The organism is Acidovorax sp. GW823-FHT05D11, from assembly GCF_058795695.1.
Genome location: NZ_CM179502.1, coordinates 4,588,971 through 4,614,978 on the forward strand (window position 1 = coordinate 4,588,971; position 26,008 = coordinate 4,614,978).

At 70.1% G+C, this 26,008-nt stretch carries 24 protein-coding genes; 2 read left to right on the plus strand and 22 right to left on the minus strand.

Annotation, left to right across the window (positions count from 1 at the left end):
• Window positions 1–13 precede the first annotated feature (13 nt).
• The 13 genes from AC3RCE_RS21105 to AC3RCE_RS21165 form a co-directional block, all read right to left on the minus strand.
• On the minus strand, window positions 14–1,294 hold the full coding sequence (locus AC3RCE_RS21105; protein WP_492253867.1) for an efflux RND transporter periplasmic adaptor subunit: 1,281 nt from the start codon (window positions 1,292–1,294) through the stop codon (window positions 14–16).
• Window positions 1,294–1,929: a hypothetical protein gene (locus AC3RCE_RS21110; protein WP_492253868.1), complete on the minus strand. Its 636-nt coding sequence runs from the start codon at window positions 1,927–1,929 to the stop codon at window positions 1,294–1,296. The genes AC3RCE_RS21105 and AC3RCE_RS21110 overlap by 1 nt, the downstream gene beginning before the upstream one ends.
• Window positions 1,930–2,091: 162 nt before the next feature.
• Window positions 2,092–2,454, minus strand: a complete 363-nt coding sequence (locus tag AC3RCE_RS21115; protein WP_492253869.1) for a DUF3325 domain-containing protein — start codon at window positions 2,452–2,454, stop codon at window positions 2,092–2,094.
• Complete coding sequence (locus AC3RCE_RS21120; RefSeq protein WP_492253870.1) at window positions 2,451–2,762, minus strand: DUF3649 domain-containing protein; 312 nt, start codon at window positions 2,760–2,762, stop codon at window positions 2,451–2,453. Before AC3RCE_RS21120 ends, AC3RCE_RS21115 begins: the two co-directional genes overlap by 4 nt.
• Window positions 2,763–2,768: 6 nt before the next feature.
• Complete coding sequence (locus AC3RCE_RS21125; protein WP_492253871.1) at window positions 2,769–3,419, minus strand: nickel uptake transporter family protein; 651 nt, start codon at window positions 3,417–3,419, stop codon at window positions 2,769–2,771.
• A 67-nt stretch (window positions 3,420–3,486) separates the two neighbouring features.
• Window positions 3,487–5,112, minus strand: coding sequence for a PepSY-associated TM helix domain-containing protein (locus AC3RCE_RS21130; RefSeq protein WP_492253872.1), 1,626 nt, complete (start codon window positions 5,110–5,112; stop codon window positions 3,487–3,489).
• 157 nt (window positions 5,113–5,269) lie between these two features.
• Window positions 5,270–7,726 carry a TonB-dependent siderophore receptor gene (locus tag AC3RCE_RS21135; protein ID WP_492253873.1) on the minus strand — a complete coding sequence of 819 codons (2,457 nt, stop codon included), beginning with the start codon at window positions 7,724–7,726 and terminating at the stop codon, window positions 5,270–5,272.
• 231 nt (window positions 7,727–7,957) lie between these two features.
• Window positions 7,958–9,034 carry a FecR family protein gene (locus AC3RCE_RS21140; RefSeq protein ID WP_492253874.1) on the minus strand — a complete coding sequence of 359 codons (1,077 nt, stop codon included), beginning with the start codon at window positions 9,032–9,034 and terminating at the stop codon, window positions 7,958–7,960.
• Window positions 9,031–9,543, minus strand: coding sequence for a sigma-70 family RNA polymerase sigma factor (locus tag AC3RCE_RS21145; protein WP_218296120.1), 513 nt, complete (start codon window positions 9,541–9,543; stop codon window positions 9,031–9,033). The genes AC3RCE_RS21140 and AC3RCE_RS21145 overlap by 4 nt, the downstream gene beginning before the upstream one ends.
• A 143-nt stretch (window positions 9,544–9,686) precedes the next feature.
• Complete coding sequence (locus AC3RCE_RS21150; RefSeq protein WP_492253875.1) at window positions 9,687–11,486, minus strand: feruloyl-CoA synthase; 1,800 nt, start codon at window positions 11,484–11,486, stop codon at window positions 9,687–9,689.
• Window positions 11,487–11,544: 58 nt separating this feature from the next.
• On the minus strand, window positions 11,545–12,495 hold the full coding sequence (locus tag AC3RCE_RS21155) for a 3-hydroxyacyl-CoA dehydrogenase NAD-binding domain-containing protein (RefSeq protein ID WP_492253876.1): 951 nt from the start codon (window positions 12,493–12,495) through the stop codon (window positions 11,545–11,547).
• 179 nt (window positions 12,496–12,674) lie between these two features.
• Entirely contained in the window at window positions 12,675–13,667 is a 993-nt protein-coding gene (locus AC3RCE_RS21160) for a Bug family tripartite tricarboxylate transporter substrate binding protein (RefSeq protein WP_492255421.1), read from the minus strand.
• 68 nt (window positions 13,668–13,735) lie between these two features.
• Entirely contained in the window at window positions 13,736–14,656 is a 921-nt protein-coding gene (locus tag AC3RCE_RS21165; protein ID WP_369643362.1) for a beta-keto acid cleavage family enzyme, read from the minus strand.
• A 133-nt stretch (window positions 14,657–14,789) separates the two neighbouring features.
• Between AC3RCE_RS21165 and AC3RCE_RS21170 the strand changes: the two genes are divergently transcribed.
• Entirely contained in the window at window positions 14,790–15,482 is a 693-nt protein-coding gene (locus AC3RCE_RS21170; RefSeq protein ID WP_218296124.1) for a Crp/Fnr family transcriptional regulator, read from the plus strand.
• A 13-nt stretch (window positions 15,483–15,495) separates the two neighbouring features.
• On the opposite strand, the gene AC3RCE_RS21175 is transcribed toward AC3RCE_RS21170, so the two are convergent.
• From AC3RCE_RS21175 to AC3RCE_RS21215, 9 genes are all read right to left on the minus strand, one after another.
• A complete protein-coding gene (locus tag AC3RCE_RS21175; RefSeq protein ID WP_369643363.1) occupies window positions 15,496–16,197 on the minus strand; it encodes an ABC transporter ATP-binding protein in 702 nt (233 codons plus the stop codon).
• Window positions 16,198–16,230: 33 nt separating this feature from the next.
• On the minus strand, window positions 16,231–16,983 hold the full coding sequence (locus AC3RCE_RS21180; RefSeq protein ID WP_492253877.1) for an ABC transporter ATP-binding protein: 753 nt from the start codon (window positions 16,981–16,983) through the stop codon (window positions 16,231–16,233).
• Window positions 16,980–17,933, minus strand: a complete 954-nt coding sequence (locus AC3RCE_RS21185; protein ID WP_218339937.1) for a branched-chain amino acid ABC transporter permease — start codon at window positions 17,931–17,933, stop codon at window positions 16,980–16,982. Before AC3RCE_RS21185 ends, AC3RCE_RS21180 begins: the two co-directional genes overlap by 4 nt.
• A 68-nt stretch (window positions 17,934–18,001) precedes the next feature.
• Entirely contained in the window at window positions 18,002–18,874 is an 873-nt protein-coding gene (locus tag AC3RCE_RS21190; RefSeq protein ID WP_218296127.1) for a branched-chain amino acid ABC transporter permease, read from the minus strand.
• Between the two features lie 42 nt (window positions 18,875–18,916).
• Window positions 18,917–20,089: an ABC transporter substrate-binding protein gene (locus AC3RCE_RS21195; protein ID WP_492253878.1), complete on the minus strand. Its 1,173-nt coding sequence runs from the start codon at window positions 20,087–20,089 to the stop codon at window positions 18,917–18,919.
• Window positions 20,086–20,910, minus strand: a complete 825-nt coding sequence (locus tag AC3RCE_RS21200) for an alpha/beta fold hydrolase (protein WP_218339739.1) — start codon at window positions 20,908–20,910, stop codon at window positions 20,086–20,088. Before AC3RCE_RS21200 ends, AC3RCE_RS21195 begins: the two co-directional genes overlap by 4 nt.
• Complete coding sequence (locus AC3RCE_RS21205) at window positions 20,907–22,457, minus strand: benzoate-CoA ligase family protein (protein ID WP_492253879.1); 1,551 nt, start codon at window positions 22,455–22,457, stop codon at window positions 20,907–20,909. The genes AC3RCE_RS21200 and AC3RCE_RS21205 overlap by 4 nt, the downstream gene beginning before the upstream one ends.
• 79 nt (window positions 22,458–22,536) lie before the next feature.
• Entirely contained in the window at window positions 22,537–24,087 is a 1,551-nt protein-coding gene (locus AC3RCE_RS21210) for a 3,4-dehydroadipyl-CoA semialdehyde dehydrogenase (protein WP_492253880.1), read from the minus strand.
• Window positions 24,088–24,296: 209 nt separating this feature from the next.
• On the minus strand, window positions 24,297–24,764 hold the full coding sequence (locus tag AC3RCE_RS21215; RefSeq protein ID WP_218296132.1) for a 4-hydroxylaminobenzoate lyase: 468 nt from the start codon (window positions 24,762–24,764) through the stop codon (window positions 24,297–24,299).
• A 250-nt stretch (window positions 24,765–25,014) separates the two neighbouring features.
• Between AC3RCE_RS21215 and AC3RCE_RS21220 the strand changes: the two genes are divergently transcribed.
• Window positions 25,015–25,956: a helix-turn-helix transcriptional regulator gene (locus tag AC3RCE_RS21220; protein ID WP_218339743.1), complete on the plus strand. Its 942-nt coding sequence runs from the start codon at window positions 25,015–25,017 to the stop codon at window positions 25,954–25,956.
• Window positions 25,957–26,008 lie beyond the last annotated feature (52 nt).

Here is a 26,008-nt window from a genome sequence, read left to right on the forward strand (position 1 = left end):
CCGGCGCCTGCGGTCACAGCTTGAACCTTTGCGGGCCGCTGCGCGCGGGGCGCTCGCCGGTCACTAGCTGCTCGCCCTCCTGCAGGCCCGAGCGCACCTCGGCCAGGTGGCGGCTTTTCACGGCCACGACGACAGCGCGCTGCTCCACCACGCCATCGGCACGCAGCACGCGGGCGCGGTGGGTGGCTGCGGCGGCCTTCTCGCCAGCGCCGGCACCAGCGTTGTCACCGTCGCCCTCGGCGCCAGCCGCCTTGCCGTCGGCCGCGCTGGCAGGGCTTGCCAGTGCCGACAGCGGCACGGCGATCACGCCCTGCGCCTGCGCGGTGACGAAGCTGGTCTGCGCGGTCATCTGCGGCATCAGCTCGCCGTCGGCGTTGTCCACGTCGAACAGTACGGTGTACGACACGGCCTTGCTCGCGGCGGCCTGCGCGTTGGCGCCGCCCGCGGCCTTGGCCTCGGGCGTGGGCGGCGCGGGCAGCACCTGGCGCACGGTGCTGCGCCAGCGGCGCGCGGCGGCGTCGGCCTGCCCGCCCAGCGTGGTGAAGTACACCGGCAGGCCGGCCCGCACGCGGCGGATGTCGGCCTCGGAGACTTCGGTCCACACCGTCATGGTCGACAGGTCGGCCACGCGCAGGATGTTGGGCGTCTGGTAGGTGGCGTTCAGGGTCTGCCCCTCGCGCGCTTCCAGCGCCACCACGGTGCCGGCCATGGGCGCATAAATGCGGGTGTAGCCCAGGCGCGCCTCGTCGGCCTTCAGGCTCGCCTGGGTCTGGTCGATCTGCGCCTTGAGGTGGTCGATGCGCGCCGCGGCCGATGCGAGCGCGGCCTCTGCCGTCTGCAAATCTTCCAGCCGCGTGGCGCCTTCACGCTCCATCTGCTGCTGGCGGGCCTGCTGCTGCTGGGCCAGGCGGTGCTGGGCCTGCTGCTCGGCCAGTTGCGCCCGCAGGCCGGCGAGTGCGGCGCGCGCGCCGTCCACCGTGGCCTGCTGCACGCTGGGGTCTATCTCCACCAGCAACTGGCCCTTCTTGACCTCGGTGCCGGGCTGCACGTGCAGGCGCGTTATCTGCCCCGACACCTGCGCGCCCACGTCCACATAGCGGCGCGGCTGCAGCGTGCCGATGGCGCTGACCGTGGCCTCGATGTCGCCGCGGACCACGGGCACGGTGTCGTAGACCATGGCGGGCTGCCGCGTCCACCACCAGGCGCCGGCGGCGATGGCAACCGCCAGCACCACCAGGGCGCCCACGCTCAGGGTCGTGCGTGCGGTGCGTGTATTGGGTGGGGTCGGGGCCATCAGCGGGGCACCTCGAAGCTGAGCGTGGCGGTGTGGCGCACGTCGTCGAATTTCTTGCCGTCCACGGTGACCGAGCCGTTGACCTTGGCGCTGACCTCCAGCACGTAGAGGCCGGGGAACGGCGTGTCCAGCTGCACCGTGCCGTCGGCCGCCGGGGCCAGCGTGCGGCGCCAGCCGGCGCTGGTGTCCACGTTCACTTGTGATGCCGCCACGGTCTGCCCCTTCCACACCAGCTTGAAGGTGTTGCCGCCCGGCGTGGTGGGCACCAGCTCCAGGTCGTTGGCGGCGCGGGTCTCGGTGCGGCCGCTGCGGGCCTGGTAGTAGGTGACCGCGCCGTGGCCGGTGATGTGCAAGGTGCTCAGGCGCAGGTCGTCCCCGCCCGGCACGGTGATGTCGATGTGGCCGGCCTGCGGCGCCACGGGCAGGTCCTTGCCGTCGGCCAGGTAGGCGCGCGGCGCCTGGAGGGGGGGCAGCGCCGCGCTGCGGCGGGGCAGCTCGCCGGCGTAGGCGCGGGCCTGGGCCCCGTCGCGCTGCAGCCACACATAGTCGGCATGGGCGTGGCCCGCCCAGGCGCAGGCGGCCAGCGCAAGCAAGGCACCGGCGGCGGCGGAAGGTGAGGCAAAGAGTGAAGACATGGCTGGGTCGAAAAACGAAGATGAAAAAAACGCAGGCCGCCAACGGCGCAGGCTGCAGGGCCCGCGCACTGCACCTACTGCCTATGACCAACGAGACGGAAAAAAGGGCACGCTGTTCGGGACTTTTTTTGCCAACGCCCCCCAAAGCGGCGCCGCTGGTGCCTACCGCCCGGCCGCGGACCCCACAAGGCACACGCCCGCCACCAGCACCGTGGCCGCCGACACCCGCACCGCCAGGTGCGGCGCGTAGGTCAGCAGCACACCCACCAGCAGGCCGCCCGCCGTGAGGAGGCCGCACCAGGCGGTCATCCCCACGGTGGCGCCCCAGGCCCCGATGCAGGCGGCCAGGGACAGCGCCAGCAGCAGGCTGCCCGCCCAGCGCAGCACCCGGCGCCGTGTGCGCGGCACCTCGCTGCGGCCGGTGACCTGTTCGTGGTGGCGGTCCATGGCCAGCGCCAGGCCCGCCATGCCGCTGAACGACAGCGTGAGCGCGGCCAGCGGTGCCGCCCAGATCGCCGCCGTCATGCACCCACCTTCAGCGCCCAGAGCGCAGCGGCCAGCACGGCCGACGGCACGGCGATCCCGGCCCAGGCGCGCAGTGCACTGCGTGCGCTGAAGGCCCAGATCACCGCCGCCGCATACACCGCAAAGCTGAGCAGGGTGGCCGTGAGCAGCGCGCTGGCGCGGCTGGTGTCCGACACGCGGGGCAGCCCCACGGCCAGCACCGCGGTGAACAGCGACGCCAGCGCATAGCCGCCCAGGGCCGCCGCCAGGGCGCGGCTGGCCACCATGCAGCGGTAGCGCGCGGCAGAGCCTGCGTGTGCGGTGGCCATGGCGGCTTACTGCACGACGAAGGTCAGCGTGGTGGTGTAGCCCAGCTTGGCCACCTTCTGGCCGGCAATGACCACATCGCCCACGGCAGGTGCCTCGTGGGTGCTGACGAGCACGTAGCGGCCCTTGCCGTTCACCGGCACGTCGACGCGGCCGGCCGCATCGGTCTTGAAGCCCTTGGTCCACTTGTCGGGCGTGATCACCGTGACGGTCTTGTTCGCCACGGGCTGGCCCTTGAACACCAGCGTGAAGGTGTTGCCACCGGCGGCCACCGGCACCAGCTCGTAGTCGAGCACGGCCTGCGTCTCGCTGCGGCCGGCGCGTGCGTTGAACACGGCGGCCTGGAAGCTGCCGTCCTTGGCCTTCCAGGGCTTCCAGACCTGGTCGTTGGACAGGCGCACGTCGCCGGCAGCGGTTACGTCGGCCTCCAGGAATTCTTCCTTGGCGGTGAGCTTGGCGGTTTGCTTGCGGTCGGTGGTGAATACCTGGGTGGTGGCAGCCAGCTTGGCCACCTCGGCGCCCTTGTCGTGCTCGCTGTCGGCATCGCCCACGTACACGCGCACGGGGCCGGTGGCGTCACGCTCCAGCCACAGCTGGTGGGCGGTGGCAGACAGGGCGATGCCGGACAGGGCGACGGCGAGCAGGGTTTTCTTGAACATGGAGACTCCTTTGAAAATCGAGAAGAAAAAGAAGAAAGAGAAAGCGTGGAAGAAGGGCTGCGGCGCGCTAGCTGGCGGCACTGGCGACCACGGCACCGCGTGCGCGAGTGGGCGTCACCGCAGCGGCCCGTTGCCTGCGGCGCACCCGGCGTGCAGCGACCGCAAAGCAGGCGCCCAGCGCCAGCATCGTCAGGTCGAACCCCGCCAGCACCCAGTCGCCCGCAGGCAGAGTGACGCCCAGGTGGCGGTCGGTGGTCAGCGCATTGAGCAGGGGCAGCAGCGCGAAGGCGGCGGCGGCCAGCCACAGCGATTCGAGCCACGCGCGCAGCGGCGTGCGCAAGGCCGGGTACAGCAGCAGCACGCCCCAGGTGATGAAGAGCACGTGCGCCTCCCACTCGCGGCGGGTGGCGAAGTCCGCCGGGATCAGGCGGTTGGCCCAGAAGTACGCGGCCACGGCCACGGGCAGGCCGGCCACGGTGCCGATGTTCAGGCACTCCACCAGCCGAAAGCCGAACTCGGGCTTGCTGCCCGTACGGGCCCGTTTGTCCTGTTGGGTGCGGCGCTTGGCGGTCCAGAGCACGAGGCCGGTGGCGATCATCGCGCAGCCCAAGAGGCCACTCGCAAAGTACAGCCAGCGCAGCACGGGCCCTGCAAAGCGGCCTTCGTGCAGGGCCAGCAGGACGTCCTGCGTCTCGCGGGCCGCGCCGTCCTCGGCCTTGGGCGGCAGGGCCTCGCCCGTGCGGGCATGAAAGCGCAGCCGGTCGCTGCCGGCAATCTGCCCGCCCGCCACGCGCACCAGCTGCACGTCGGCATCGGCGCGCCCGGGCTGCTGCACACCCACGCGCGCCACCTGGCCCGCGCCCCACTGCGCCTCGGCCCGGGCCACCAGCGGCGCCAAAGCGGTGAGCGGCTGCGCGGAAACAGTGGCATCCACAGCGGCCGGTCGCTGCAGCAGGTCGTCGTAGAACACCTGCGCGTTCCCCGCATAGTGGCTGGCCGCCAGGCCCGCCGGCATGTACTGGAACAGGAAGAACACCAGCCCGCTGTACGTGATCATCAGAAAGAACGGCAGCGCCGTCACGCTGATGATGTTGTGCGCGTCCAGCCACGAGCGCTGCCCCTTGCCCGGCCGGAAGGTGAAGAAGTCCACGAAGATCTTCTTGTGCGTGATGACCCCGGTCACCACGGCCATGAGCATCAGCATGGTGCACACGCCCACCAGGCGGATCGCCACGTCGTACGGCACGTAGTGCAGCATGTAGTGCATGCGGTACAGCAGGTGGCCGCCGCCGGTCTTGCGCACCACGGGCTCGGCGGCTGCCTGGCCCGTGGCGGGGTCGAGCGTTCGGCGCACGAAGCGGCCGCGCGCGCCGGGCTTGCCGTCTGCGGGCGGCTCGCGCCAGCTCACGCTCAGTGCGCTGCTGCCGCGCTGGCCGGGCAGCTGCACCGACCAGTCCTGCGACTGTGGCGGCGCGTTGGCCTGCAGGTAGGCCTGCGCCAGCGCGACCGCCCGGTGCGGTTCCACCGCCGCGGCAGCGGTGTCCAAGGGCAGCTCGGGGCGCATCCACCGGTCGATCTCGTGCGCGAAGTAGCCGGCCGTGCCCGTCACGAACACGAAGAACAGCACCCAGCCCACCACCAGCCCGACCCAGGTGTGCAGCCAGGCCATGCACTGGCGAAAGCCTTCTTTCATGGCAGATCACTCCGCTTGCAGAGATGCGATGGCATGCCTCACTCCCTGCCGGAAAAACTGGCGCAACACAGGCCAGGGCTCCCGCGCAAGGGCCGCCCCGCCGCGCTGGGAGCTTCCCCCTTGCAGGGGGAAGGCGCAAAGCGACTCAGGGGGTGCATCAGAACCGCACGTCCAGCGCCACCTGCAGGCTGCGCGGCGCGCCGTAGTACGAGTTGCCGACCGAGGTGTAGTACACCTTGTCGAGGGCATTGCGCAGGTTGGCCGTGACGGCCACCGTGTCGGTAATGGCGTAGCGCACCATGAGGTCGACCACCGCATACGCGGGCTGCGTGAACCGCACGCGCGCGGCGCCCTGGTTGTCGCGGTAGATCTGGTTCTGCCAGCGCAGGCCGCCGCCCACGGTCAGTCCCTTGCCGATGCCCGCGATGCGGTAGCTGGTGAACAGCTTGGCCGTGTTCTGCGGCACGTCGGTGAGCAGGCGTGTGCGCAGGCGGTCCTGTGTGAGGTTGCGCGAGAAGCCCGCCGCGACCTGCCAGCCCGGGCGCACCTCGCCCGTGGCCTCGACCTCGAAGCCGCGCGTGCTGGTGCCCGAGACGGCCTCGTACGCCTGGCTGCCGTCCGGCGCGAACACGTTGGGAATGGCCACGCCCAGGTTGTCCTGCCGCGCCTTGTAGATGGCGCCCGAGACGTTGAGGCGGTCGTTCAGGAACGCGCCCTTCACGCCCAGCTCGAAGCTGTCGCCCGTCTGCGGGTCCATGTAGTCGCCGTTGGCCAGGCGCAGGCTCTGCGGCGTGAAGATGGTGGTGAAGCTGGTGTAGGCCGACCAGTTGCGGTCGATGTCGTAGACCAGGCCCAGGTACGGGGTCACCTCGCCGCTTTCGTAGCGGTTGCTGGCGGTGGTGGCGCCGGTGGAAAAGCGGGTGCTGGTCTGCGCGCGGCTCCAGTCCACCACGCGCGCGCCGGCCAGCACGGCCAGCGCGTCGGTGGGCTTGAAGCGCACGGTGGCGTAGGCGCTGTTCAGGCGTTCGTCCGAGGTGTTGCGGCCGATGCTGGGGTTGGCCGGCGCGGAGGGCGAGGTGCCGTCCCAGGTGAAGATGTTGCCGATGGCGCTGCTCCAGCCCGCGTGCGTCCAGTTGGTGTACGACGGCGCGTCGTAGCTGGTGCGCGACATCTGCGCACCGAAGGCCACGTCGTGCTTGCGCCCCAGCAGGTCGAAGCGGCCCGTGGTCTGCACGTCCAGGCTGTCCTGGCGCGGCGTGGCGCTCCAGCGGCCGGCCCACAGCGTGACACCCGCACCCGTCGCGCGCACCGGCGCGCCGCCGCTGGCGTAGCCGATCAGCTCGTCGTAGAAGTTGTTGGTGCGGGTGGCCGTGGCCCTGACCTTCCAGTCGTCGCTGAAGCGGTGCTCCAGCGCCGCGAACACGGAGGTGTAGTGGCGCTTGGAATACGCCCAGGGCGGCGCGGCCGAGGCCGAGCGGCTCCACTGCGTGCGCGTGCCGTCGGAGTAATAGGCCGGCAGGCCGCCGCGCGCATGGCCCGTGGCGTCGTGGTGCTGCACCGACGCGCCGGCGAACAGCTGCGTCTGCGCCGTGAGGTCGGCCTCGACCGCGCCGTAGAGCAGCTTCTTGCGCTCCTTCAGGCGGTCGATGTAGGAGTCGTTGTCCTGCGCGGCGGCCACCAGGCGGCCCCGCACGCTGCCCGACGCGTTGATGGGCCCGGCGATGTCCGCCTCGGTCCGCACATGGTTCCATGAGCCCGCCTCGGCCCGCACCGAGGCCTGGAAGTCGGCGGTGGGCCGCTTGCGGATCATGTTGATCGCCGCGCCCGGCGTGCCGATGCCGTTCATCAGGCCCGAGGCGCCGCGCACCACTTCCACGCGGTCGAACATCGCCATGTCGTTGGTCTGGAAGATGCTCGAGTAGTTGGAGTCCGTCTGGCGGACGCCGTCGATCATGTAGGTATTGACCGAGAAACCGCGCGAGTAGATGGGCGAGGTGTCCGAGCCCTGGTTGCCGCTCTGGCTGAAGACCAGCCCGGGCGTCTGCGCGACCACGTCGGACAGCTGCGTCAGGCCCTGGTCTTCCATGCGCTGGCGCGTGATGACGCTGACCGACTGGGGCGTCTCGCGCAGCGACAGGCCCAGCGGCGTGGACGTGCCCGCCTGGCGCGTGGTGTAGGAGCCGCTGTGCTCGGTGAGCGCGCTGGGCTCGGCCTGGGCCTGCACCCGCACTTCGGCCAGGCTGGTCTCGCCCGCTGCACCCGCAGCACCAGATGACGCCGCCGCGGGCGGCCTGCGCACCAGGATGCTGGTGCCTTCGATCACGCCCACCAGGCCCGAGCCCGCGAGCAGCCGGTCCAGCGCCTCGCGCACCGTGAGCGACCCGTTCACGGCCTGGGCCGAGCGCCCCGCCACCAGCGCGGGCTGGACCATGAGCTCCATGCGTGACTGGCGCGCCAGATCGTTGAGCGCCTGGGCCAGTGGCTGCGCGGCAATGCTGAGCGCCACGGCGGGCTGCCCGGCGGCGGGCGCCACCTGGGCGCTGGCGCCCATGGCCGCCAGGCTGAGTGCGACGGCCAGGGCCAGCGGGGCGGGCCGGAATCGGGTGCGGGGCATGTGAGAGATCTCCCTGGAAACGGATGTTGGAATGGATTTTTGAATAAGACGCCTTCTCATGTAGACGCAGGCCGAAGCCATCCCCCTAGGTCGGTGGGCCAAGTTTTTTGAAAAAAAGATGCGGGGCCCTGTGCAGGGCAGGCGGGGCGCGCGGGGCCCACAGGCGCGCAGACCCATCCGCCGGCGGCGGACGGCCAGCAACGGCCTGCTGCCGGCCGCTACCGGGGGTGGCTACTGAGGCTGAGGGTGGGGAGCGGCCACGATCTCGGTGACCGCGCCGTGCGCGCGCAGTTGCACAGGCAGCACGCTGGGCAGGGACCGGGTGAAGTTATCGAGCCGCCGCGGGTCGAACGTGCCGGTCAGGCGCAGCGCGCCCACGCCGGGGTCGCGCACCACCAGCTGCGTGGAGCCGTACCGGGCGAACTCGGCCAGCGCCTGCGACAAAGGCGTGTCGTCGAAGCTCACCCGCCCATCGCGCCAGGGTGCAATGCCCGCAGCGGGCACGGCGGCGATGGCGGTCAGGCGGCCATCCGCAGCGCTGCGCACCTGCTGGCCTGCGGTCAGCTCCACCACCTCGGGCCCGGCGTCGGCAGCGCGGGCCACGCGCACGCGGCCCTCTTCCACCGCCACGCGCACACCGGCGTCGCCCGGCACGCCGGGCGTGTAGCGCACCGAAAACCGGGTGCCCACCACCGTGATGCGCAGGGGCCCCGCCAGCACGTCGAACGGCCGCGCGGCATCGCCCTGCACCTTGAACACGGCCTGGCCTTCGGGCAGTACCACCTCGCGGCGCTGGCGGCGAAAGGTGACCTCCAGGCGGGTGTTCGTGTCCAGGCGCACGGCGCTGCCGTCGGGCAGGTGCACCTCGGACTGCTGGCCCAGGCCGGTCGCCAGGGCCTGCTCATACACGGGCTGTTGCTGCCAGTGGTGGTAGCCCATGACCGTGGCAGCAGCCAGCAGGCAGACCGATGCGGCCGTGGCGGCGCCCTGCCCCCAACCCCAACCCCAACCCCAGCTCCAGCTCCGTGCGCGTGGTCGGGCCGGTGCGCCGGCAGGGGTCTTGTCCTGCGTCAAGCCCGCGCGCAGGTGCCGGACTGCCGTTGCGGGCAATGCATCGAGCGCACGCCACTCCTGCTGCCAGCGCGCCAGCGCCGCCGCATGCCGCGGGTCGGCGTCGCGCCACGCCTGCAGGGCCTGCAGCGTGGCGGCATCCGGTGCGCCCTGGCTGCGCACGAGCCAGTTCAATGCGTCACCGTCGATGTGGTCGTTGGCTTCGTCCGGCATTGGCATGGGGGGCTGCGCGCTCATGGCTGGTCCTCCCCCTGCGCGGTGGCGCGGCACGCGCGGCAGGCCACCATGGCGCGCTGGATGTGCTGCTCCACCATCTTGCGCGAGATGCCCATCTGCGCGGCCACCTCGGCCTGCGACAGCCCGTCGAATTTGTGCAGGATGAACGCCTCGCGGCAACGCAGCGGCAGCGATTCGATGGTGGCGATCATCGAAGCCACACCTTGCGCGGAGATGAAAGCAGCCTCGGGTTCGCACACGGCGGGCGCGGGCAATTCGGACACATCGGGCAGGCTGTCGTCGGCCTCCGAAGGCACCGTGCCCCGCACCACATGGCGGCGGTGCTGGTCAATGAGCAGGTTGCGCGCGGTGCGGTACAGCAGCGCGCGGGGCTGAGCGACGGCGTCGCCGCTGCGCTGCAGCGCCAGCACGCGCGCGTAGGCCTCGTGCACCAGGTCTGCCGCCGAGTCGCGGCTGCGCACCATGCGGGCAAAGTAGTTCAGCAGTTCTTGGTAATAGTGGGCAACCACGGCGCACGCAGCCTGACAAAAGACGGCCCGAACGCGGCAGGTTCGGGACCGGGATGGCTGAGGGCGCAGTGGGGACAGGCCCGTGGCTAATAAGAATGATTCTCATATTGTAAGGACTTGAACCTGCCCTGGTTCGTAAAGCCCTAGGCGGTGATGACCTGCTCGTCCATGGGGCTGGCCTGCAGCCGCGCCACATCGGCGGCCCGGCGCGTCAGCACCGCGCCCTGGTTGATGTAGCCCTTGTCGGTGATCTCGCCGCTGTCCGCATCGGGCGGCTGCGCCAGCACCAGGGCGCGTGTGGGGCACTGCGATGAGCCCGCGCCAGCGTCGCGCCGGGCCCGTATCACGCCCTGCAGGGCGGCGGTGAGCTTCGCGGGGTCGGCCGCGCCCGCTGCCGACGGGAACACCAGCATGCCCACTTCGTCGTGGTTGTGGCCGGTGAGCACGATGTCCTGCACCAGCGGCGCGAGCTGCGAGATCAGCTCCACGCGCAGCGTGCCCACCGACACCCAGCTGCCGCTGGAGAGCTTGAAGTCTTCGGCCACGCGCCCGTTGAAGACCACGCCCCGCTCGGGCCGCTCCGGGTCCACCAGGTGGCCGGCGTCACCGATGCGGTAGAAGCCCTCGCTGTCGAACGCGGCCGCCGTCTCCGCCGGTGCGTTGCGGTAGCCCGGAAACACCGACACGCCCTTGACCCGCATCTCCAGCTTGCTGCCATTGGGCACGAGCTTGAGCGCGAGCCCGGGCAGCGGCGCGCCGATGCAGCCGGCCTTGTCCAGCCGCCAGTGCGCGCTGGTGACGGCGGGCGACGTCTCGGTGGAGCCCCACGATGTCGTCAGCCACAGCGGCTGCGCGGGCCGCACGCGCAGGGCCAGCGCTTCGAGCCGCTGCCAGGTGGAAGGCGCGAGCGCCGCCGCCGCATAGAACGCCAGCCGCATGCGCGACAGGACCTCGGCGGCCATCTGCTCATCCGCCTCGAGGAAGGGCAGCAGCATGTCGAAGCCGCGCGGCACGTTGAACAGCATCGTGGGCTTCACGTCGCGCAGGTTGCGCACCGTTTTCTCGATGAGCCCGGGCACGGGCCGCCCTTCGTCGATGTAGAGCGTGCCGCCGTGGCACAGCACCATGTTCAGGTTGTGGTTGCCGCCGAAAGTGTGGCTCCACGGCAGCCAGTCCACCAGCACGGGTTTTTCGCGGGTCAGGAAGGGCCAGGTCTGGGCCATCATCTGCTGGTTGGCGCAGAGCATGCGGTGGGTGTTGATGACCACCTTGGGCCGCCCGGTGGAGCCCGAGGTCAGCAGGTACTTGGCATGGCTGTCGGGCGCGATGGCGTCGAACGCCTGGCGCACGGCCGGGGTCTCCACCCCCTGCAGCAGCCGCGCAAAGGGCAGTGCGCCCGGCACCTCGTCGGCGTGGCGGCTGAACACCTGCAGCGCGTCCGATGCGTACCCCGCCAGGGCCGGCGCGTACGCCCGGGCGTCGGACGCGTAGACCAGCGACGGCCCGAGGGCCGCGAGCATGCTGTGCAGCCGCGCCGGGTCCCTGGAGCGCGCGTAGGCGCTGGACAGCGAGCACGAGGCCAGGCCCACATGCATGGCCGCGAGCATGAGCACCGCATGGTCCACCGCGTTGTCCGACAGGATCGCCACGGGGCGGTCGGCCGGCAGCTTCAGGTCCAGCAGCGACTGCGCCAAGGCGCCCACGGCACGGCGCAACTCGCCGTAAGTCAGGCGGCGCCAGTGCTCACCCGTGTCATCGCGCTCGGCCAGGGCCGGCGCGTCGGGCGTCTCGCGCGCCCAGTGCTCCAGCCACTCGCCGATGCAGCGCGCATACGCGCCCAGCGGCACGGGGGACTGCAGCGTGATCGAACCGTCGTCCGCACGGGTCTGGGTGGTCAATGCCAGCGCGATCTGGGTGTCGTCGTCAAGGAATCCGGGGTGCATGGCGTGGTGTCTCTCTTGCGGTGTCTGGGTGAGGCAGGTGGTGGGAGCGCCGGGCCCATCAGGTCGGCGTGTCCAGCCCGGGGGATGCGCTCTTGGCACGCAGCAGGCCGATGAGCAGGGCATCGCGCGCCTGCGCCAGCTCTGCCTGGGTGCGCCCGCCGAGCGCCTGGTCCACGCCCTCGACCACGCGGCGCTGCAGTTCGGGCGTCATGCGCGGCGCGCCCAGGTCGTCCCACCAGCCTTCGATGGGGCCGCCCAGGTGGGCCAGCAGATGGGCCATGCCGCCGTCGCCGCCGGACAGGTGCAGGTTCATGAAAGGCCCCATCAGCGCCCACCGCAGGCCGGGGCCCTGGGCGATGGCGGTGTCGATGTCGGCCACGCTGGCCACGCCTTCATTCACCAGGTGGAACGCCTCGCGCCACAGTGCGGCCTGCAGGCGGTTGGCGATGTGGCCCTGGATCTCGCGGCGCACATGGATGGGGCGCTTGCCGATGGCGGTGTAGAAGGCCATCGCGGCGGCGATGGCGTCGGGTGACGTCTTCTCGCCCCCGCCCACCTCGACCAGCGGGATCATGTGCGGCGGGTTGAACGGGTGCCCGAGCACGATGCGTTCCGGCCGGGCGCACCGGGCCTGCATGGCCGACACCGACAGGCCCGACGAGCTGGAGGCCACGATGGCGTGCGCCGGCGCGGCAGCGTCGATGCGGCGCATCAGGTCGGCCTTGGAGTCCACCCGCTCCGGCCCGTTCTCCTGCACGAAGTCCGCCTGCGCCAGCGCATCTTCCAGCCGCGGGTGAAAGCGCAGCCGCTCCAGGCTGGCACCGGGTGCCAGACCCTGCTGCTCCAAAGCGGGCCAGTGCCGGGCCACCGCATCGCGCAGCCGCTGCTCGGCGCCCTCCGCGGGGTCGGTGGCATCCACATCCAGCCCCCGCGCCAGGAAGTAGGCCGCCCAGCTCGCGCCAATGACGCCGGTCGCCACCACCGCCACACGCTTCACAGTCGAATCCATCGAAGAATTTCCTTGTGGTTATTGCAAAAATCATGCACCGCACGCGGCTGCCGATACCGGCGCGCCGCAGGGCCAGCGCCCCCGCGCAAGGGCCGTCAAGCTGAACAGGCAGCGCTTCGCTCGCGTGCGCTGTGGGCAGGGGAAGACGCGCAGCGGCTCATGGGAAAGTCAAGACCCGTTCAAGACTCCGCGGTGAACCCGATCTTCTTGACCAGCGGGCCCCAGCGCTCGAATTCCGCCTGCTGCGATGCCGCCATCTCAGCCGGGGTGGAGGCCTTGGCGATCAGGCCCACGACGGCCAGGCTGTCGATCACGGCCTTTTCCTTGATGGCCTGGTTGATGGCCGCATTGGCCGCGGCCACCACGCTGGCGGGCGTGCGGGCGGGGGCGTAGAAGCCGAACCATTCCTCGGTCGTGAGCTCCGGGAAGCCCTGCTCCGCAAAGGTCGCCACTTCGGGCGAGAACGGCGAGCGCGCCTGGCCGGACGTGGCGATGAGCCGCAGCTTGCCCGCCTTGTGGTTGGGAATGAAGTCGCCGCTGGGGGTGACCATGGAGGCGATCTGCCCACCCACCACATCGGTCACGCCGGGGATGGACCCACGGTACGGCACGTGTTTCAGGTCCACCCCGTGGTTCAGGCCCAGCAGCGCGCCGATGAAGTGCGGCGTGGAGCCCGCCGCCGGCGAGCCATAGTTGGCCTGGCCCGGGTTGGCCTTGGCCCAGGCCAGGAAGTCCTTCACGTTCTTCACGGACGCGGGCACCATCGGCCCCACGGCCAGTCCGTGGTGCATCACGGCGCCGATGGACACCGGCACGAAATCCTTGACGGGGTCGTAGCTGAGCTTGCTGTAGATGTGCGGATAGATCGACGTGCACGAAAACGGCGACAGCGTGAGCACGCTGCCATCCGCGGGCGCGCCCTTGAGCGACTCCAGCGCGATGCGGCCCCCCGCGCCGGGCTTGTTCTCCACCACGGCCGGATTGCGTGTGTAGGCCGAGCCCGCCAGCTTCTCGCCCACGCGCCGCGCGACGCTGTCGCCCGCGCTGCCGGCCGGAAAGCCGTAGAAAATCTTCACCTGCTCGATCGTCTGCGCCAGGGCGCTCCAGGGCGCCAGGGCCCCGAGCGCGGTGGCTGCGCCCACATGGTGCATGAATTGGCGGCGTGTTGGCATCATCATTTCTTGTCTCCTTTTTCTTTCTGGTTGCATGAACAGGGCTGTGGCGGAACGTATGCAGTGGCTCAGTGCGGCGCGAACTCGGGGCGGGGGCCGCCCACGCGCGGCAGGCCCATCAGCGCGCGGGCCTCGGCGGGCGTGGCGGGCTCCATGTCCAGCTCGCGGATCACGCGCACGATGCGCTCGGTGAGCTGCACGTTGGTGGCCAGCTCGCCGTGGCGAAAGTACAGGTTGTCCTCCAGCCCCACGCGCGCATGGCCGCCCAGCAGCAGCGCCGCGACATTGGCTTCGAGCTGCGAGGGGCCGATGCCGCTCACGCAGAACAGGCTGTTTTTGGGCAGCGTGTCCACCATCATCTGCAGGTGGCGCGGCGAGTACGGCATGGCGTTCTGGAAGGCGCGGTGCACGTTCATCACCAGGTTGATGAAATGCGGGCCGTCGTCGTGCCCCTCTTCGATGAGGGTGGTGGTGTCCTGCAGGATGTGGGTGGGGCTGAAGACCTCCCACTCGGGCTTGATGCCGCGCGCCTTCATGCCGGCGGCCAGCTCGCGGCCGCGGCTGAGCGGTGTGTCCATCAGGATCTCGCGGCCGTCGAAGCTCAGGTTGAGCGTGGTGGCATCCAGCGTGCACATCTCGGCGCCTGCGTCCATGCCCTTGATGCGCTCTTCCCAGGCGATCTCCCAGCGGTTGCCGGGCAGCGGCTTGACCATGTCGCCGTGCACGCCGCCGCCGGTGGAGTTGTTGATGACGATGTCGCAGCCCTTGGCGCGGATGCGGGTGTTGATGTCGCGGTAGATGTCGGCGTTGCAGGTGGCGCCGTCATCGGGCCTGCGCGCGTGGATGGCCACCACGCTGGCCCCGGCGTTCCAGCAGCGCTGCACGTCGTCGGCGATCTCGGCCGGCTGGGTGGGCAGGTGCGGGTTCTGAGACTTGTGCGCCATGCCCCCCGTGGGGGCGATGGTGACGATGACTTTGCGCTTTGTCATGGCGTGGACTGGTGGAAAATGCTAGTGCACGCATTATTTTTTTGGGCGCTTGCATACTCAGTCATTGCGATGACATTTGGACTCAGGGTATACGAGGAACCGTGCGGCCCTGCCCGTTGGAGAACGCTTCACCATGCTGGTCAAAAAGGCGCCGCCCACGGTGGCCGACCTCCTCGCCGACTCGGCCTGGTTCCCGGTGCTGGACGCCCCGGCCCAGCAGCGCGTGCTCGATGAACTGCGCGAAGTGGATGTGCCGCAAGGCAGCGCGCTGTGCCGGCGCGGCGACGTGCCCCGGCACTGGTACGGCGCGATCGAAGGTCTGCTCAAGTGGACGGTCACGTCCGACAACGGCCGCTCCGTCACGCTGGGCGGGCTGTCGGCGGGCAGCTGGTTTGGCGAGGGTACGCTGCTGCGCGGCGTGGCGCGCACGGCAGACATCATTGCGCTGCGCCCCAGCCGGGTGGCGCTGCTGCCGGTGGAGACCTTCGAATGGCTGCACGCCACACAGCGCAGCTTCGACCACTTCCTGCTGCGCCAGATCAACGAGCGCATGCACTGGTTTCTGGGCAACTTCACGGCCCACCACCTCATGGACACCGACAGCCAGGTGGCACGCGCGCTGGCCGGGCTGTTCCACCCTTTTCTGCACCCCGGCAGCGACCCGCACCTGCAGGTCTCGCAGGAGGAGATCGCCAACCTGTCGGGCGTGTCGCGCCAGCGCTGCAACGCCGCCCTGAAGCGCCTGGAGGCCGAGGGCGTGCTGCAGATCGAATACGGCGGCATCACCGTGGTGGACCTCGGCAGCCTGCGCCGGCGGCTCGACTAGCCGTCCGCGCGCATCACACGCCCAGCAGCTGCTCCAGCGCCGCGGGCGCTGCCCGCAGGTCGGCCGACGGCGCGGCCAGCACGATGCGGCCCTTCTCCATCACCAGGGCCTGGTCGGTGTGCGAGAGCACCCGCCGCCAGTCGCGGTCCACGATCAGCGTGGCGATGCCGGTGGCCCGGATCTCGGAGATCACGCGCCAGATCTCGGTCACGATGAGCGGGGCCAGGCCCTCGGTGGCTTCGTCCAGGATCAACAGGCGCGGGTTGGTCATCAGCGCGCGGCCGATGGACAGCATCTGCTGCTCGCCGCCGGACAGTTGCTGCCCGCCGTGCGAGAGCCGCTCCGACAACCGAGGGAAGGTGGCCATCACGCGGTCGAAGGTCCAGGCGCGGCTGCCGTCCAGGCCAGCCCGCTGGCTCATGACCAGGTTCTCGCGCACCGACAGGTTGGGGAAGATGCCGCGCCCCTCGGGCACGTAGCCAATGCCCAGGCGCGCCATCTTTTCGGGGGGCCAGCCGGTGACGGTGCGGCCGTCCATCTGCACCTGGCCTTCGGGCGGGCGCAGGTAGCCCATCAGGGAGCGGATGAGCGTGGTCTTGCCCATGCCGTTGCGCCCCAGCAGGCCCACCGACGTGGCGGCGGGCACCTGCGCATCCACGCCGCGCAGCACATGGCTGTCGCCATAGCGGGCGTGCAGCCCGACCACATTCAGCATGGTGCGTTCCTTGTCAGGGGGGTGGTCATCACATCAATGCCCTTCTCCGAGGTAGGCGGTGCGCACCTCGGGGTTGTTGCGGATCTCTGCCGGGCCGCCGCTGGCGATGACCGTGCCGTTGACCATGACGGTGATGCGGTCGGCGATGCGGAACACGGCGTCCATGTCGTGCTCGACCAACAGGATGGCGTGGTGCGGTTTCAGGTCGGCCAGCAGCGCCAGCATGCGCTCGGTCTCCTCCGCGCCCATGCCGGCAAGCGGCTCGTCCAGCAGCAGCACGCGCGGCCGGGTGGCGATGCACATGGCCACCTCGAGCTGGCGCTTGGCGCCGTGGCTCAGCGCACCGGCGGTGCGCCGTGCGTCTGCCGCAAGCCCGGCCGCCTGCAGCGCCGCCGCGGCGGTGGCATTGCTGTCGGCGCAGTGGCGCGCCGCCTGCCACAAGGCCCAGGGCCGGGGCGTGGCGGCCTGCGCGGCCAGGCGGCAGTTCTCGTGCACGGTGAACTCCGGGAAGATCGTGGTGCGCTGGTAGCTGCGCCCGACGCCCGCCAGCGCGCGGCGCGCCTGCGACTGGCGGGTGATGTCCTGCCCGCCCAGGGTGATGCGCCCCTCGGACGCTTCGATCTCGCCCGACAGCATGTTGATCAGGGTGGACTTGCCCGCGCCGTTGGTGCCGATGACCGCGTGGACCTCGCCTTGGCGCAGGTCGAGCGTGACGGCATTCACCGCCACCAGGCCACCGAACCGGCGCGTGAGCCCTTGCACGGACAGCAGGGGTTGAGCGCTCATGCCTTTCCGCCCTTTCCGATGGGTTGTCCCAAACGCTGCGCCAGGCCCATAAGCCCCTGCGGCAGCACCGCGACGAACACGATGATGGTCAGGCCCAGGGTGAGCTGCCAGTGGTCTGCCAACGGCCCCATGAGGGCGTGGGTGGACAGCAGCTCCTTGAGCAGCGTGAACACCACCGCCCCGATCACCGCGCCGCGCAGATGCCCCATGCCCCCGAGGATGACCATGAGCAGCACGTCGCCCGAGGTGTGCCAGGACAGCAGCTCCGGGTTCACCACGCCATCGCGCACGGCCAGCAGGGAGCCCGCGAGCCCCGCCAGCGCCCCTGCCATCACGAAGGCCGCCAGCTTGTAGCCATAGGTGGCGAACCCCGCGGCGCGCATGCGCTGCTCGTTCACCCGGATGCCCGCCAGCGCCGCGCCAAAGCGCGATCTGCGCACCAGCGCCAGCAGGCCGTAGGTGCCCGCCAATGCCGCCAGCACCAGGTAGAAAAGAGCGTGGCGCGACTCCAGGCTGAGGCCGCCAAGCGTGGGCCGCACGTCCAGGTAGATGCCGTCGCTGCCGCCGCCCACCTTGGTGTCGTGGAACACGAAGAACGCCATCTGCGCAAAGGCCAGGGTGACCATGATGAAGTACACCCCGCGGGTGCGCAGGCTCAGGGCGCCCACGCACAGCGCGTACAGCGCAGCCGCCCCCATGGCGCCCAGCATCAGCACGATGAGGTTGCCGCCCTCCGCCCCCGAGCCCAGCACGGTGGCATAGGCGCCGATGCCGTAGAAGGCAGCATGCCCCAGGCTCACCAGCCCCGTCATGCCCACCAGCAGTTCCAGGCTGAGCGCGAAGATCGACAGGATCATGACCTTGACCAGCAGGTCGGCCCAGTAGGGGCCCAGCAGCGGCCCGGCGATGGCGGCGGCCATGGCCACGGCGGCGGGCAGCAGTGCGCGCATGCGCCAGCCGCCGCGCGGCGCAGTGGCGGTGTCCGCAGGCGCGGCGGCGGTGGTGGGGTGCACGGCGCTCATGCCTTGCGCCCCATCAGGCCTTCCGGCCGCCAGATCAGGATGCCGGCCATCAGCAGGTACACGCCGATGCCGCTGATTTCCGCGAAGAACACCTTGCCGAAGGTATCGACAAACCCCACCAGCAGCGACGCCACCAGCGCCCCGGTGATGGAGCCGATGCCCCCGATGACCACCACCACGAAGCAGATGATGAGCACGCTGGCGCCCATGTTGGGGTACACCGAGGACATGGGCGCGGCGATCATCCCGGCCAGCGCGGCCAGGGCCACGCCCGCCGCGAAGACGATGCGGTACAGCCGCCGGATGTCGATGCCCAGGCCGCGCACCATGTCGCGGTTGCTGGCGCCGGCGCGCACCATCATGCCCAGGCGGGTGCGGTTGACCACCCAGTACAGCCCCACGGCCAGCACGATGCAGGCCGCCGACGCGAAGAGGCGGTACCACGGGTAGCTCATGAGTTCGCCCAGCGCGAAGCTGCCATCGAGCCACGCAGGCGCCTTGACGCCGTGCACGTCGTTGCCCACCAGCAGCGAGCGCAGTTCCTCGAACACGAGGATGAGCCCGTAGGTCATCAGCACCTGCTGCAGGTGGTCGCGCTGGTACAGGTAGCTGAAGAACGCCCACTCCAGCAGGTAGCCCAGCACCGCCGCGAGCGCGATGCCCGCGAGCAGCATGACGAGGAACTGGTCGCCGAACAGCGGCGACAGCGCGAACGCCATGTAGGCGCCGATCATGTAGAAGCTGCCGTGCGCGAGGTTGATCACGCCCATGATGCCGAAGATCAGCGTCAGCCCGGATGCCACCAGAAACAGCAGCAGCCCGTACTGGACCGAGTTCAGGCACTGGACCAGGAAGGTACCGATGTCCATGGAAGGTGTGTCCTGTGTTGACGGAGACGGTCAGCCAGCCGTTTACAGCTTGCAGCCGCGCGCGGGGTCGGCCAGCGCCTTGGCGGCCACGCCGACGACCTTGTTCTCCTTGCCGTCCACCTTGCGCAGGTAGATGTCCTGCACGGGGTTGTGGGCGCGGCTCATGGTGAAGGGGCCGCGCGGGCTGTCGATGGTGGCTTTCTGCACCGCGGCGGCGAACTCGGCCTTCTTCGCGATGTCGCCCTTCACGGCCTTCAGGCCCGTGGCCAGGATCTGGGCGGCGTCGTAGCCCTGCACCGCGTACACGTCGGGCTGCAGTTTGAAGGACTTGGCGTAGGCGGTGCGGAACGCGTTGTCGCGCGGGGTGTTCAGGCCGTCGGCGTAGTGCAGCGTGGTGAGCAGGCCCTGCGCGGCATCGCCCTGCGCCTCCAGCGTGCCGTCGGTCAGAAAGCCCGAGCCGTACAGCGGCGTGACCTTGTTCAGCCCGGCGGCCGCGTAGTCCTTGACGAACTTGACCGCGCCGCCGCCCGCGAAGAATGCGAACACCACGTCGGGCTTGGTGGCCGCGATCTCGGTGAGCAGCGCCTGGAACTCCACGTTCGGGAACGGCACGGTGAGCTGCTTGACGACCTTGCCGCCTTCCTTTTCAAAGCCTTCCTTGAAGGCCTCGGTCATCTCGTCGCCGGCGGCGTACTTCCAGGTGATGGTGACGGCGGTCTTTTTCTTCTCCTGCTTCGCGGCCACGGTGCCCATGCCGTAGGACGACTGCCAGTTGGAGAACGACGAGCGGAAGATGTTCTGCGCGCACAGCGCACCCGTGACCGCGTCCGCACCCGCGTTGGGCACGATGAGCAGGGTGCCACTTTGCTTGGCGGCGCGCGCCATCGCCGTGGCGACACCCGAATGCACGGTGCCGACGATCACATCCACGCCGTCGCGCTTGATGAGCTTGTTGACGTTGTCGGTGGCCTTGGCCGGGTCGGACTCGTCATCGACCTTGAAGAACTCGATCTCGCGGCCCGCGAGCTTGCCGCCCTGCTCGGCCACGTGCAGCCGAAAGCCGTTCTCGATGGCAACGCCCAGCGCGCTGAAGGTGCCGCTGAATGGCAGCATGAGACCCACCTTGAGCTTGTCGGTGGTCTGGGCCGTGCCTGCGGTGGCGCCGCAGACCAGTGCCAGCGCTGCGAATGCCGTGCGTGCGTAGCGAGATGTCATGGTTGTCTCCTGGATGTTGTCGTGATGAACGCCACCGTCTCGGCGATCACGTCGCCGGGCCGGTCACGGTGGGGGGAATGCGCGCAGGCGGGCAGCTCCAGCAGGCGGGTGCCCGGCACGCGCTCGGCAATGCCGCGGATCTGCGCCAGCGTTCCGTATTCGTCGTCAAGACCCTGCACGGCCAGCACGGGCGCGCGCACGGCGGCGATGTCGGCCACGATGCTCCAGCCGCGAAAGGCGGGGTCGAGCCAGATGCGGTTCCAGCCCCAGAAGGCCGAATCGGGGTCGTCGTGGTAGCGGGCCAGCTTGCCCGGCAGGTCGGTGGTCTCGTAGGCGGCACGCGCCTGTTCGATGTTGGCGATGGTCACGTCCTCGACGAAGATGTGCGGCGCCAGCAGCACCAGGCCCGCCACGCGATCCGGAAAGCGGGCGGCGTACAGCAGCGCGATGGAGGCGCCGTCGCTGTGGCCGAACAGCCAGGGCGCTTCGCTCACGCCCAGCGCCTGCAGCAGCGCGGGCAACACCTCCTCGGCCTGCCGGTGCATGAAGTCCACGCCCCAGCGTTCATCGGCCGCGCGCGGCGTGGAACGGCCGTAGCCGGGGCGGGAGAACACCAGGCCCCGAAAGCCGCCGTCCGCGCACAGCCGCTGCGGGAAGTCCTTCCACATCGCCAGCGAGCCCAGCCCTTCGTGCAGAAAGACCACCAGCGGCGCCTGCGTGCGCTCGGGCGCTATCCACTGGTACTCGACCTGCACGGCCTGCCCCCGCCAGGAGATGCTGGCCAAAGACGCCGGGCCGCCGGAGCTGGCCGTGGCGCTCATGCCCGGGCCTCCTGCTCGCGCAGGCGAAAGCGCTGGATCTTGCCGGTGGCTGTCTTGGGCAGCTCGGGCACGAACTCGATGAAGCGCGGGTACTTGTAGGGCGCCAGGCGGTCCTTGACGAAAGCCTTGAGCTCCTCTTCCGTCGCGCCCTGGCCGTCCTTGAGCACGACGAAGGCCTTGGTCTTGGTCAGGCCGTCGCCATCCTGCTTGCCGATCACGGCCACCTCCAGCACGGCGGCGTGCTGCATCAGCGTGGCCTCGACCTCGAAGGGCGACACGTAGATGCCGCTGACCTTGAGCATGTCGTCGCTGCGCCCGGCGTAGGTGTAGTAGCCGTCCGCATCGCGCACGTACTTGTCGCCGCTCTTGGTCCAGCCGCCCTGGAAGGTGTCGCGCGTCTTGTCGCGGTTGTTCCAGTACATCAGCGCGGCGCTGGGGCCCTGGATGTAGAGGTCGCCCACCTCGCCGTCCGCCACGGGGCTGCCGTCCTCGCCGCGCAGCTCGACCTCGTAGCCCGGCACGGGCTTGCCCGTGGTGCCGTAGCGGATGTCGCCCGGGCGGTTGGACAAGAAGATGTGCAGCATCTCGGTGGAGCCGATGCCGTCAATGATGTCGCAGCCGAAATGCGCCTTGAAGCGCTGGGCGATCTCGGCGGGCAGCGCCTCGCCGGCGGACGAGCACATGCGCAGCGCCACCTGGGCGCGCGCCGGCAGCCGGGGCGATGCGAGCATGCCCGCAAAGCCGGTGGGCGCACCGAAGAACACGGTGGGCCGGTGGTCCACCCAGCGCTGAAAGGTGGCATCGGGCGTGGGCCGCTCGGCCATCAGCACCACGGTGGCGCCCACCGACAGCGGGAAGGTCAGCGCATTGCCCAGCCCGTAGGCGAAGTAGAGCTTGGCGGCCGAGAAACACACATCGTCGCGCGTGAGGCCCAGCACGGGCTTGCCGTACAGCTCGGCCGTCCACCAGAGATTGCCATGGGTATGCACCGTGCCCTTGGGCTTGCCGGTGGAGCCCGACGAGTACAGCCAGAAGCCCGGGTCGTCGGGCCCGGTGGCTGCGGGCGCTGGCAGGCGCTGGGCGCTGGCAATGGCCTCGTCCAGGCCCACGGCGCCGGCTGGGAGTGCCTGCGTGGGCTGCGACACCCACAGCGCCGACACCTCATGGCCACCGCGCGCCATCGCGTCTTGCAGGACGGGCAACAGCGCGCCCGAGACCAGCACGGCCTGCGCGCGGCTGTGGCCCAGCATGTAGGCGTAGTCGTCCGCCGTGAGCAGCGTGTTCACCGCCACGGGCACCACGCCGGCGTACAGGCAGCCCAGAAAGCACACGGGCCAGTCACTGGTGTCGTGCATGAGCATCAGCACCCGCTCTTCGCGCCGCAGGCTGGCATCCACCAGCACACCGGCCAGGCGCCGGGCGCGGTCCTGCAGGTCGCCGTAGCTCAGCGTGCCGCGGTCGTCGATGTAGGCCGTGCGCTGCGCGTGGTCGCGGTTCAGGTCGAACAGGTGCTGTGCAAAGTTGAAACGCTCTGGCAGGGTGGTCATGGCGATGTCTCCGTGGTTCGCTGGCGTTTTTCTGGTGGTGCGTGCTGGCTGGCGGCTGCCGTGGTCTGCGCCTGGGCGGTCAGAGGCCGAGCGCGGCCAGCACACCGGGGCTGGCCTGCACGGCGCTGCGCTGGTGGTAGAAGCCCAGCGCCCGCAGGCCTCCCAGCTCCGCCCCGCCGCCCGCACGCCCCGGGCCGCCGTGCAGCGACATGGGCATCACGTTGCCGTGGCCGGTGTGGGCCTGGGCGACGTCGGGCGTCACCACGTGCACGCGGCCATGGCTGGCTGCGAGCTGCACGGCGGCATGCCCCAGCGCGGCCTCGTCGGCCCCGTACAGCGATGCCACCAGCGACCCCTGGCCGCGCTGTGCGAGCGCTACAGCGTGGTCCACATCGCGGTAGGGCACCAGCGTGGCCACGGGGCCGAACACCTCGACCTCGTGCACCACGGCCGCCGCATCGGCGTCGTGCACACCCAGCAGCACCGGGCCGATGCAGGCGGCCACGGCGGGGTCGGCATCCACCAGCGGCTGGTGGCGGCCGTCGTGCAGGATGTCGGCGTGGGCGCACAGCTGCGCAAGCCCTTCGCGCACGGCGTGCAGCTGGGCGGTGCTGACGAGCGAGCCCATGCGCACGCCGTCGTTGCGGGGGTTGCCCACCGTCACGCCCGCGAGCTTGGCGCCGATGGCCTCGGCCGCAGCGCCGTACACGTCTGCCGGCACCAGGATGCGGCGGATGGCGGTGCATTTCTGGCCCGACTTGACCGTCATCTCGCGCACCACTTCGCGCACCAGCAGGTTGAAGGCGTCGCTGCCGGGCGCCGCATCGGGCAGCAGCAAGGCGCTGTTGAGGCTGTCGGCCTCGATGTTGGCGCGCACCGAGCGCTGGGCCACCGCAGGGTGCGCGCGGATGATGCCGGCCGTGTCCGCCGAGCCGGTGAACGAGACCACATCGAACGGCCCGAGCTGGTCCATGAGCCCGGCCGAGCTGCCTGCGATGACCGACAGCGCGCCCGCCGGCAGCACGCCCGCATCGACCACATCGCGCACCATGCGCTGCGTGAGCCAGGCCGTGGACGTGGCGGGCTTGACGATCACCGGCACGCCGGAGAGCAGCGCGGGCGCCGCCTTTTCCCACAGCCCCCAGGCCGGGAAGTTGAAGGCATTGATGAACAACGCCACGCCGCGCGTGGGCACCTGCAGGTGCTGCGACAGGAACACGGGCTCCTTGCCGAGCCTGGCGGCATCGCCATCGCGCAGCACGCGCACATCGCCCAGCGCGTCGCCCCATTTGGCGTACTGGCCCAGCGTGAAGATGCCGCCGTCGATGTCCACGGCGGAGTCGTTCTTCACCGTGCCGGCGTTGGCCGTGGCGATCTCGTAGTAGGCGTCGCGGTGGGTTTGCAGTACCTTGACCACGGCGCCCAGCAGCGCGGCGCGCTGCCGGTAGGTCAACGCACGCAAGGCCGAGCCGCCCTGCTCGCGGGCGAACCGGAAGGCCTCGGGCAGGTCGAGCCCGGTGGCATCCACGCGCACCAGGTCATGGCCCAGCACCGGGTCCTTGAGCACGGCGCCCGGGCCGTGGCCGGTCTGCCAGCGTCCGGCGGCGTAGTTGGGGAGCAGTTCGGTCATACAGATAGAGAGATAGGCAGAAAAAAAGCGGGTTATCGGTCATCAGCGCGCGGCGCACGAAATGGGCATGGTCCCGGCCAGCGTCGCCGTGCGAGGGCCGCCATGCCGCGCAGGCTGCATTCCGCTTGCGTGCACCGGGGGCGTCCCCCTCCCAGATTGCGGAGCAATATGAGAGAGGGGGAAGGCGCGAAGCGACTCAGGGGGGTGTTTCACTTGCTGAACTGGATTTGCCCTTCGGGCAGCAGGTAGAGCACCAGCGAGCGGCCCTGCGCCACGGTGGGGCGGTGGGCACTGCCGGGCGGGTACACGCACCAGCCGGCGGGATGCCCGTCGAAGGTGGCGTCGCCCTCCAGCGGCATGATCAGGTCGATCTCGCCCAGCGGATGGGTATGGTGCGGGCCGGCGATGTCCTGCATGTCCACCACATCCACCGAGAAGCGGTGCAGCGCGTCGTCTGCCTTGAAGACGCGGCCGTAGCGGATGCCGCCGCCCTCGCGCTCGCAGAGCCAGCCCTGCGCCACGCCGGCCAGGCACCCCGCCTTGAGCTGCTGGTAGGCCGCGCTGGCGGGCCCGTGGGTCTGGTTGAGCCAGGCCTGCAGGTCGCCGTCCAGGGCACGGCCCGCGATCTGGCCCGTCAATGCGGACAGGGCTTCATGAAATGCTGCTTTATCGGACATGGCGACTCGTGGGTGGCTGGGACAATGGAGTGCAGCGTGCACAAGGCTTGATATGTGTTCTTGTGGGATGGAGCAATGTGCAGTATCTTGCCTGCACACGAACAATAGTTAATGCTTGATGCAGTGTCAAGCACTATAGTGCATGCATGGTGTTTTCCCCTAGCGGCGGCCGAACGCCTTCAAAAGCGTTTGAAGCCCGGGGCACGCACCGCAAAATGCCACGCCGCAGCCGACGTGAACGAGGATGGACATGAACGAACAAGAAGACACAGTCACCCTGCCACCTTTCGCTGGCGGCGGCACGGCTGCGCCCACCGAAGAGGCCCGCAACCCCCTGCTCGCCGCCCTCGGCGAACGCGTTCGCAACCTGCGGGCGCAGCGCGGGCTCACGCGCAAGGCGGTGGCCATGGCGGCCGATGTGTCGGAGCGGCACCTTGCCAACCTGGAGTACGGCACGGGCAACGCGTCCATCCTGGTGCTGCAGCAGGTGGCGGGCGCGCTGCATTGCTCGCTGGCCGAGCTGGTGGGCGACTTCACCACCCGTTCGCCCGAATGGCTGCTGATCCGCGAACTGCTGGAGCACCGCAGCGAACCCGAACTGCGCCGCGCGCGGCTGGCGCTGCATGAGCTGCTGAGCAGCGGCGCGAGCGACACGGCGCGCCACCGGCGCATCGCGCTCGTGGGGCTGCGGGGCGCGGGCAAGTCCACGCTGGGGCCTTTGCTGGCACGCGACCTGGACGTGCCGTTCATCGAGCTGAGCCGCGAGATCGAAACCCTGGCGGGCTGCAGCGTGCGCGAGATCCACGACCTGTACGGCACCACCGCCTACCGCCGCTACGAGCGCCGCGCGCTCGAAGAGATCGTGCAGATCCACAGCGAGGTGGTGATCGCCACCCCCGGCGGCATCGTCTCGGACCCCGCCACCTTCAACGAACTGCTCGCGCACTGCACCACCGTGTGGCTGCGCGCCGCCCCCGAGGAGCACATGGGCCGCGTGCTGGCCCAGGGCGACATGCGCCCCATGGCCACGAGCAAGGAAGCCATGGACGACCTGCGCCGCATCCTGGAAGGCCGGGCCGCCTTCTATTCCAAGGCCGATCTCACCATCGACACCTCGGGGCAGAACCTCGAGGAAAGCCTGCGGCAGCTGCGCGCCGGGGTGCGCAAGCTGATGACCCACCCGCCGCACTGACACCCCGGCGCCCCCGCGCGCCATAAATCCAGCAAAAAACCGCGGCATGCAT